Source organism: Paenibacillus sp. 598K (assembly GCF_003851045.1).
Lineage (GTDB): Bacteria > Bacillota > Bacilli > Paenibacillales > Paenibacillaceae > Paenibacillus_D.
Genome location: NZ_BFBX01000070.1, coordinates 118466 through 128518 on the forward strand (window position 1 = coordinate 118466; position 10053 = coordinate 128518).

Below are 10053 nucleotides of genomic sequence, written 5' to 3' on the forward strand. Positions count from 1 at the left end.
CGAGGGCGGAAAATGAAAAGATATTTTATTATGTTCCTAGTGTTTACTCTTCTTACTACGGACTTGGGTGTATACAGCAATACCGTGTTATACGCCCAAGAAGACACGCTTCAAAGTGAATTTGTAGCAAACAGTCTTGAAACACAAGACATCTATGTACCTTATGACGAATTGGAATGGGAAGAGGATTTTCAGTGGGGAGAGATCGTCCGTGAGACGGGTGAATCTTTCGCTCCCCCGATGGGAGCTCCTGGTTACGCAGCTGAGGAGGGAGAAAAAGCGGAGCTACAAGAAGAGTTGACGTTTGAAGAAGTTGAAGCTGAAGCAATGATGATGGCAATGAACACTTACGTACCTAATCCGAATATCTTGAATGCAATCCAAACGTTAAATGTAAAAGCGCCCCAAGCTCCTTATTCGATCCGTACACAGCAAGAAAACATCTCAACGCTGACTGGCAGTTTGACTGTTGAAGCGACAGATCTTTCCTTGCCAGGAAGAAATGGTTTATCCTTTGATTTGACACGAGTCTATGACAGCTCAAGCGCGGAGTTCTTTGAGAAAAGCCATGAGCCGTTTATCTTTTGTTTGTGTAGAATTACCTATGATGGAAATAAATATATGGAGTATGAAAATCCAACGACAGGACATAGATATACCATTCCCTTCCAAAATATTACTTACATTTATTATGACCCAAGTATTCTGCCAGACATTATGAATAATATCTATGATTCCATGGGGCTGTTTCAATGGCTTACCGAGCTGAAAGATTCGCCAGACCCTCGCGTTTATGGAAAATGGTCAAACATTGATTCAACGGGGTACCGTTCTAGAGAAGTAGATCATATATATGGAAATCTTAATTGGACTAATCAATACACAGGTTCTGAAATATGGCCACGAGATAAAGCCAAGGAAAAAACCGACGAAGAGAAACGATATCCAATCGGTAAGGGCTGGTCGTGGAAAATCCCTTATATCAAGTATTCCGAGGGAGGAAGATACCTCAATTTATTTGACCAAGGAAGCTATCAGATTACAGGCTCTACGCTAAAGGGGTATCCATTTCAAGACTTATCCGTCGCCTATGATTCTTCCGTTTCGGTCAATGATGAATGGTCATCCACTGTCGTCAAATCCATTCACGGCACCAAGCATTACTTCTCGTCAGGTGGACGATTGATTCAAATTTCGGATGCCTACAACAATACCATAACGTTTCATTACACCGATCACCCGACGTATGGCAAAGTGCTGACGAGTATTAAGGATGCCATTAATAACTCGATTGATATTACCTATAACGCGAATGAGGTGATTTTGCAACAAGGCGATAAAAGCGTTCTATACACCAAATACAACTATACAACGTATGATCCTTTACCCCCATTCACTCAATTTCAGACGGAAATTCTCTCCAGCGTACGTGATGTCGACACTCGAACAACCACGTATGGTTATAGCATAAAAGATGTACCCTTCAGCGTTATCGGCAGTTCGCCGGTCAAGAGTAACCCTGCTGCGATGCTGGAAACTATTTATCATCCGACCGGAGCGAAAACCGTCTATACCTACGGGCCATCGATTACGAGAGTGATCGGGATGTTAGCCTCTCAAAGAGCATTCCGCATCGCCTCACGTAAAGAGGAGGTCGCTGGCGTAGCCTCCAATGTTCAAAACTATACGTATGGGACCGATTATGCAAGCAGTCATGGACAAAACATTTCTAATATTACGGTGAGTATTGATGATGGACTGACAAGCACACTATTTAATCATCGCAAAGTCATGAACGGAATTGAAGATTATCCTGTATTTTATACGAATTTCATGACACAAACCGCGCCCAACGACGAGCACATAACGACCACCTATACCTACGATGAGACTCGGAAAATTACGCTCCCGATTCAGACCAAGACACAGTTTAAAAAGGGAAGCGCCTTGGCGACGGCCATCCAAACGTCTAGGACGTTCGATAACTATGGAAACGTCTTGACCGAGACTGACCCGATGGGCACGACGAAGACGTATACGTATCATCCGACGACAAAATGGTTGGCGAGTATCACGGAGCCTATACGAACGGGACAAAGTCGCTATACGGAGTTATTGCGAAATGCACAAGGCAGCGTCACCCAAGTGGCCGTCAAAGAGAACAATGCTAGCGGGACTGTACTTGCGCAGGCGAATTATGAAAACTTTGATACGTATGGCAATGTTCAACGAACGATTATTAAAGATGATACGCGCGATATCATCTACAATACGGAGTACGGTTCTACATTTTCCGGTGCATATCCGACCAAACAGACCGTTGTGGTGACGAACCCGACCTCCACCGGAAATGCAACGCAAACCGTCACGCATACCTTGGATTATTTCCCGACGACAGGCTTAGTCAAATCCTATCAAGATGGCAATCAATCCACAACGAGCCTGCAATATGACAAGTTGGATCGCTTGACTCGTATTACGCATCCAGACAATACCTATGCTTCGGTCACCTACACTAACGCCTCCAACCAAGCGACGATTCGAGAGGAGTCCGGCGTCACGACACGCCTGCGCTGGAATGCGATCGGACAGTTGGTCGAGGAAGCGATCCTGGATGGCTCCTACCGCATCATGCGAACGCTGGGTTATGATAGCTATGGTCGACTGTCGTGGGAACGGGCGCTTGGCGCAACCAATCGTCAGACCAGCTATACGTACAACAATTGGAGTGAGCCTATCAAAACCGAAGCGCCGGACGGCTCCTTCTCCACCACCGACTACGATAAGCTGACCCGTCAGACCGTAGTCACCGATCCGGAACTGAACCGCTTCCGCAGTACCACTGATATTCTGGGACGCTCTATCCTGAACGAGGAATGGCGCAATGGCCAGTACCAGCAAGTGCAGGCGCTAGCGTACGACCATGAGGGCAATGTCATCACCGAAACCAATGCGACCGATGCGACCTCTTATCTGTACGATGTGCTCGGGCGGGTGACGAAGGTGACCGATGCGTTGGGGGGCGTGTATACTTACGCCTACGCGAAGGCGGGGCCGTTAAAGACGATCGTCTATCCCGATGGGGCTTCCATCACCAAGCAGTATGACGAGTTGGGCCGTCTCATCCAGCAAACTAATGAGACCGGACAGAGCGATACGTACAGCTATGATCCGAACGGCAATGTCGTGCAGCACAAGGACCGCAAAGGGCAACTGTTCACGATGACGTATAACAATCGGAACTTCCTCTTGAGCAAGCAAGCGCCAGACGAGACGGTCAACTACACGTATGATGCAGCAGGACGCCGGAAGTCGATGATCGACATCACTGGCACAACCCTGTATACGTATAAGGCAGCTACAGGCGAACTGACTCAAGTGACCTATCCAGACAACAAAACGATCAAGTATACGTATAACACGTCTGGCCTGCGCAACACGATGACGGATCCTTACGGCTATGTATTGAATTATTCGTATGATCTGCGGGATCGGCTGACTGCTGTAGGCCCAACGACGACGAATTCGGAAGCGACGTATACGTACTATAAAAACAACCTGGTCAAGCAGCGCATGCTTAAAAATGGCACGACCTCGAATTACGAATATGAAGGCAGCCGTCTGAAAAACCTGACGCATCAGAAGAGTAATGGAACGGGGCTGTACAGCTTTAATTACACACATGACGGGAATAGCAACATCACTGCGATCGCAGGCGGGGCGACGGGAAATACGACGACCGAGGCCTATTCCTATGATCCGTTAAATCGGGTCTCCACAGCCAGTCCGTTCAATGAAGCCTACAGCTACGACGCCCGGCATAACCGAACGACCTTGGCAACGGATAACCCGAGCATGCTGGACATCAATGAGTCCGAGTATGTATATGATTCGCAAAATCGTTTGGTCACGGCCCGGTATAACGGCAATGAAGTCGCTTATCGCTACAACGGCGACGGACTGTTGTATGAACGGATTGAAAATGGCGTGAAGACCCGCTATTACCTCGATGGCGATCAGATGATTGCCGAGGGTACGCTGACGACGGGGACGACAGCCGCATTCAAAGCCAGGTATGTGCGAGGTCATGAGCTCATCTCCAGGCAAAGCAATACTAACAGTGGCTACTACCTGCATAACGGCCACGGGGATGTCATCGAGCTACGAGATGCGACGGGGAACGCAGCGCTGAACACGTACAGCTACGACTTGTGGGGCAATCCGCAAATGACACAAGAAACGGTAGAAAACCCGTTCCGCTACTCTGGGGAGTACTGGGATAAAACCACCCAATTGCAATATCTGCGCGCGCGGTGGTATGATCCAGGTATTGGGAGGTTTATAAGTAAGGATACGTATGAAGGAATTTTGAGTAATCCGCTGAGTTTAAATTTTTATACTTATGTGTACAATAATCCGTTGATTAATATTGACCCATCCGGGAATTATTGCGTAGCTCAAAATGGTAATTGGGCTACACCTGGAAGTTGCTCTTCCACTAATAGCATCTATTTAGGAGACGATAAGAATTTTTCTGGAAGACCAATAATTGATAATGGAATTATTGTAGGAAAGATAGGGGAACAGATTCCGCTTGTTTTTTCAAAAGGGAATTATTGGAGTCTTTATCCGGATGATTATTCTTATATTAGATGGTTAGCAGGAGATAATGACTATTACTATGGGCTTGACAGAGAGATTCAAGAAAGACTGCGCCAAAGACTACTTAGTAATTACATGGGGCAACAAATTGCCCAAGGTTTTCCTGACTTTATAGACGGAGTTTTATGGGGAGCTTCGTTAGTAAGGGGTCCAGGTGGGAAGTTTGGATTGGCTAAAAAAGGGGGGAAACAAAAAGAAGGGAATCAGCGTAATGGAACGCCTGGAGATAACAAAAGACAAAATGAGCAATTCAATAGTATTGCAAATAAATATAAATTAACCCCAGACCAACGTAGTAGACTTCATGATCAGATAACCAAAAAAAACTATTCTTATAAGGAAATTGAAGAAGCAGCTAAAGAGATTGCTGCTGGAAGAGGGTAGAAGATGAGTGAAGTTAAATTATCACCTCAAATCATTGAAGGTTTAGAACAAATTATTAACCTGCCTATAGCGCGGCTGGGTAGAGCAGGAAATATGATGTGGATGGGTTTGGGTCAAGTTAAAGAAGATTTTGACATATGGGGGAGTGTTGTTAAAACATCGGATTTTTCCTTGAATGTGCAGTCCAAATGGAGGATACAAAAAGATTCAAAAATAATAGTTGGTAGTGGAGATTTTTACTATCCAGAACGTTATGATGATGACTTTGATTGGAGTAACTATGATTGGGATACGGACGGCAATTTGTTTGAAAAAATATCAAAGGAATTTATAGAAACTAATGCAAGAAAAGTTTTTGTTGACAGTTTTTCTATTTCCGCTCTCTATGAAATAGAAATAATTTTTAGTAATGGAATGAAATTGGAAATTTTTCAAGATGGTTGTTTTGAGAGAGAATCGGAACTGTGGAGATTCTTCAAACGTAACAGCAATGTTCACATTGTTTCTACTAATCTAGGTATTAAATTGGAATAGATATTTGTATTAACCACATGCGGGTGTAACAACTCCATGTGGTTTTTTATTGCATCGGTGCATAAGTCAAAGTCAGTTCAATGAAAATGTTGGGAAGGGAATGCTAGGATTTAATACGAAAATAAAAGTCGGGATGCGACTGATGCACCCGACTTATTTTCATTCCTGGGGGTGACAAGGCTTTCTTGTCATGGCTGTTTTTCGACGAGATAATTATTCGGTGTGTATTGTTTCCCATAAGTTCGCTGAATTATTCTCAACTCAAGAGATTTCAACTCGCAGTACGGTGATTGTTTAGTAAAAGGCACTGTTCACCCAGTTTAAGTTTCTGTGCGACAGTGCCTGTAGTTTTAATTAGAACCTACAAACGCCTCATAAACTCTCAACGCAACAACGGCCAGCTCTTCGCGGGTGATAACGTCCTGCGGGCGGAAGCTGCCGTTATAGCCCTCCATGATGCCAGCCTCGGCCAGAGCCCGCACCGCGGCTACGGCATAGGCGGCTTGAACATCGCGGAAGCTCGGCGCAGCGTCCGAAGCCTTCAGTCCGAAGGCGCGGGCGATCAGGACGGCTGCATCCTGGCGAGTGATCGCTGCGGACGGCTGGAAGGCGCCGTCGGCAAAGCCGGTGATCCAGCCTTGGTTCTTCGCCACGCTGACATAGCCGGCATACCAAGCAGTGGCCGATACATCGTTGAACTCAGAGGTGACTTCGGTCGCTGTGTCGGAGTCGCTTTGCGCAAGCGTCACTAGAATCTTGGTGAACTCAGCCCGCGTCGCGGTACCTTTCGGATCGAACACAACACCTTCTCCAGAAGGCTTGCCCGTAAAGATGCCAAGCTCTGCTACACGCAGCACGGCGTGCTGTGCCCACGTCGAAGCGCTCGCTTGATCGACGAAGGCCGGTACGGCAGGTCGCGGCTCCTCGACAGGCTGCTCCGTCACAGGTTCTTCCGTTACGGGTTCTTCGGTTACCGGCTCTTCTGGCGTCTCCTTGACCTCCTCTTTTACTGGAGCAGCGGGAGGCGGGTACCAGCTATAGGATGGAGGGGTGGACGGTTGTGGTTGGGGTTCGGGTTCAGGTGTAGGCGGCGTATACGTATATGACCATTTCAGGTCGTCTCCGTCCTGGACCAGATAGGAGCTGGCGCCGACCTCGGCGAACGCATCATTAATAAGGAAGCTCCACCAATCCTTCGCGGTTCCTGCCAGTCCCTTGATAGATTCAATATACGCCCCGAACTCTGGGTGAACGGAATATTCAACTTCCTCCTCGCCGACTGCTTGCAACAGGGCATTAAAAGCTGTCGAACCGACTTTGGCTTCAACCTCTTTTACAAGAGGAAGGCCCTCGTGTGCCAGATCAGGCGATACGATCTCAACTTGGGTGAGATAGAAGGATTTATTTATTACACCGATTCCTGTTAAGTCAAAACCGGCAGAACCGTATGAGGGATACGGGTCATAGATCGAATTATTTTTACTGTCGACTTGATTTCCATCGCCAACAATATCAAGAATTTTTACGTAATTTATGCGTTCCAGATCAACGAGACCTGAGAGAACCTCGGGCTTATGCTTTAACGCCTCAAGATCAAAGCCAGTACCGTAATCGCCGAGAGATTTGCCAGCTAGTCCATTTACCTCGCTTTGATCCATAAAGGAGTAGGCGCCTACCGCTCCCTTTGTTTTTGACTCGGAGTCAAAGCGGAGCCACGTTTCTCCATCCGTTGATACCTCAACATAGGCAAGCTCCAGAAACCCCCATCCAGGAACACTGGTGTTAGCTATGCCATTCTCGAACACGGCGAAGTCTTCGCCTGGTCCGTTGCCGATGCCGCCATCTTCAAATTCCATCGTAATTTCACCAAAATCGCCAAGCACGACGTATTGGCCGTTATAGGGCCCCACCGCGCGCTCCGGAGTACGTAAGTGTTCATTCACATTAGTCAACGACTCATTAGGAATATAATCCCGATACCCCGTCGCCCACGCGACCATATCGGCAGCGGTTTTGTTGATGCTGTTCTCCAGTACGACAATCGGCGCTGGGGGCGTTACGACAGGCCCGTCCGGGGCCGCATAGGCTACGCCACCCAGCCCCCAACCCGTACCGACCGCTGCAGCCAGCAGCAGCGCCAGCGAGCCGGAGATCCATTTTTTCTTCATCATGTTGTTCCTCTCTCTCATGGGGTAGTCGTGTTGATCTAAGACAAAAAACCTCCTCCGCGAAGGGAGCAGGCTAAGGATAATAGGCACGCTTAAACAAAGGTCCGATGCGCTACTAACCCTGCCTTTTACCACGAAGGTACAGGTCATCGGCAGGAAGCAGGGCGGATCGCCATGAGGGGCGACGGCCGGATTCCATACCGCATCGCAGGAGACCGACCTGACTGAAGCCTGCTAGGCAAGCTCATCACAGTGGCGGGACCGTGCCGGATTCACACCGGACTTCCGTCTCGAACGACATTCTTTAGTATAGCGGGCGGTTAAGTTTTGGCAAGCATTATTTTATAGCCCGATCAAGGCTTGGTGTCGAGGTAGACCCTTCACGCCGACCAAGAGTATACTGGGAACAAACGGCTGGGCCGGGCGCAGGAGGATAGGAATCGTGGAGTCAGACCTTCGCAGCAACGCCCTGGCTATTATTCAAATGGAGAGGCAGGGTGCACCCATGCGCATAACCGAGGACAAAACGTTGATTGTGACGGAAGAGGATATTTCTGGCCTGCTTTGCTATTTGCATCGGGACGGTACCCCTTATGAGGATGGCTTTGATTTTGAGATCCGCCTGCAAGAAATTGCGATTGAGCCGGGGGCGGTTCATCGCGTGACGATCGAGTTTACCGACGAGGATGAGGCCGATCGGCAGGATATCAGCAGCAGCGTCTACCGCGTCATCGCCCAGCACGATCCGCAGTTCGTACCGCCTGGCGAGGCAGACTAATCCCCGGTCGGAGGGGCGAGGATTAGTCTGCCTCGCCTCTCGCCCCTCGGAAGATTGACACATCCGCCGGGATCGTCTAATGTATATTTAGTTAGTCGGCTAAGTAAATGGAGGCAACGCAATAATGAAGAGACAGGAAGAGGAATCGATCCCGCGCCTGATGGGACGGACGCATCGATTGTTCAGACACAATGTGGATCTGCTGATCCGGGACTATGATGTCTATCCCGGCCAACCGCCGCTCTTGCTGAGGCTGGCGCGGGAGGACGGGCAGAGCCAGAAGGAGCTGGCCAGCCATATGCATGTCCAGCCTGCGACGCTGACGGTGATGATCGATCGGATGGCCAAGCATGGCCTGCTGGAGCGCAAGGCGGACACACGCGACCAACGGGTGTCCCGCGTCTTTCTGACGGATAAGGGGCGTGCCGCGGCGACGGGAGTGCGGGAGGCGCTCGAGCGGCTGGAGGAGCGAAGCTTTGCCCGATTCTCGTCGGAGGAGCGGGAGATGTTCCGTGAGCTGCTGCTGCGGATCTACGCAGAGCTGGAAGAGCACCGCGAGCAGCTCGGCGAGGAGGCGGATCGATGAAGTCAATCTGGCGTCTGCGCAGCTACCTGCTGCCTTATCGCGCAGCGATCATCCTCGCGCCGCTCATGATGGTGATGGAGGTGTGCATGGATCTGCTGCAGCCGCGCCTGATGGCGAGCATCGTCGACCAAGGCGTCATGACAGGCGATCTCGAGCACATCTGGCGGACAGGACTATGGATGGCGCTGGTCGCCTTCGTCGGACTGATCGGCGGGGTCGGCTGTACGGTCTACTCGAGTCGGGCGGCCCAGGGCTTCGGCGCCGATCTGCGGGTCAGTCTGTTCGATAAGGTGCAGACCTTCTCGTACGACAACCTCGATCGGCTCTCGGCGGGCTCGATCATCACCCGGCTGACCGGCGATGTCGTGCAGCTCCAGAATCTGGTGCAGATGACGCTGCGCATGCTCGTGCGCGACCAGAGTCTGGCGATCGGCAGCATCGTCATGGCCTTCCTGATCAGCCCGCGGCTGGCGCTTATCTTCGTCATTATCATCCCGCTGCTCGTCCTTATCCTTTATGTGATCACGCGGCGCGTCGTCCCGATCTTCGGCGTCGTCCAGCAACGGCTCGATCGGCTTAATACGGTGCTGCAGGAGAATCTTTCCGGCATTCGCGTCGTCAAGGCGTTCGTCAGAGGCGCCTTTGAGAAGACGCGCTTCCGCAGCGCCAACGACGATTTTCTCGAGGCGGCGCTCAAGGCGGCCCGGACAATCGCCATCAACATGCCCTTGATGATGCTGGTGCTGAACTTCAGCATCGTCGCTATCCTCTGGTTCGGCGGCGCGCAGAATCGGGCCGGAGCGCTGCCGGTCGGCGACCTGATCGCCTTCGTCAGCTATATGAGCCAGCTGCTCTTCTCGATGCTCTCGCTTGGCATGATGCTGGTGGCGGTGTCGCGGGCGATCGCCTCGGCACGCCGAGTCGAGGAGGTGCTGGACACC

6 protein-coding genes and 1 riboswitch are annotated in these 10053 nt (G+C 50.1%); of the genes, 5 read left to right on the plus strand and 1 reads right to left on the minus strand.

Annotated features, from left to right (window positions below; all coding sequences use genetic code 11):
- Positions 1-12: 12 nt before the first annotated feature.
- Together PA598K_RS20255 and PA598K_RS20260 are read left to right on the plus strand one after the other, a co-directional pair.
- Complete coding sequence (locus PA598K_RS20255; protein ID WP_128658707.1) at positions 13-5046, plus strand: RHS repeat-associated core domain-containing protein; 5034 nt, start codon at positions 13-15, stop codon at positions 5044-5046.
- Between the two features lie 3 nt (positions 5047-5049).
- Complete coding sequence (locus tag PA598K_RS20260) at positions 5050-5580, plus strand: hypothetical protein (RefSeq protein ID WP_128658708.1); 531 nt, start codon at positions 5050-5052, stop codon at positions 5578-5580.
- A 350-nt stretch (positions 5581-5930) separates the two neighbouring features.
- On the opposite strand, the gene PA598K_RS20265 is transcribed toward PA598K_RS20260, so the two are convergent.
- On the minus strand, positions 5931-7751 hold the full coding sequence (locus tag PA598K_RS20265; protein WP_185602128.1) for an S-layer homology domain-containing protein: 1821 nt from the start codon (positions 7749-7751) through the stop codon (positions 5931-5933).
- Between the two features lie 193 nt (positions 7752-7944).
- A riboswitch (adenosylcobalamin (AdoCbl) riboswitch) is annotated at positions 7945-8062 on the minus strand.
- 128 nt (positions 8063-8190) lie between these two features.
- Between PA598K_RS20265 and PA598K_RS20270 the strand changes: the two genes are divergently transcribed.
- The 3 genes from PA598K_RS20270 to PA598K_RS20280 form a co-directional block, all read left to right on the plus strand.
- Positions 8191-8526, plus strand: coding sequence for a hypothetical protein (locus tag PA598K_RS20270; protein WP_221414158.1), 336 nt, complete (start codon positions 8191-8193; stop codon positions 8524-8526).
- A gap of 124 nt (positions 8527-8650) precedes the next feature.
- Positions 8651-9112, plus strand: a complete 462-nt coding sequence (locus PA598K_RS20275) for a MarR family winged helix-turn-helix transcriptional regulator (RefSeq protein ID WP_128658711.1) — start codon at positions 8651-8653, stop codon at positions 9110-9112.
- A partial coding sequence (locus PA598K_RS20280; RefSeq protein ID WP_260405512.1) for an ABC transporter permease occupies positions 9109-10053 on the plus strand: 945 nt, incomplete at its 3' end. The genes PA598K_RS20275 and PA598K_RS20280, both read left to right, overlap by 4 nt.

What these genes read in the sequence shown, in the direction of transcription:
- PA598K_RS20255 (WP_128658707.1), top strand. Translation starts at nt 13, where the DNA reads ATGAAAAGATATTTTATTATGTTCCTAGTGTTTACTCTTCTTACTACG.
- PA598K_RS20260 (WP_128658708.1), top strand. Translation starts at nt 5,050, where the DNA reads ATGAGTGAAGTTAAATTATCACCTCAAATCATTGAAGGTTTAGAACAA.
- PA598K_RS20265 (WP_185602128.1), bottom strand. Translation starts at nt 7,751, where the DNA reads ATGATGAAGAAAAAATGGATCTCCGGCTCGCTGGCGCTGCTGCTGGCT.
- PA598K_RS20275 (WP_128658711.1), top strand. Translation starts at nt 8,651, where the DNA reads ATGAAGAGACAGGAAGAGGAATCGATCCCGCGCCTGATGGGACGGACG.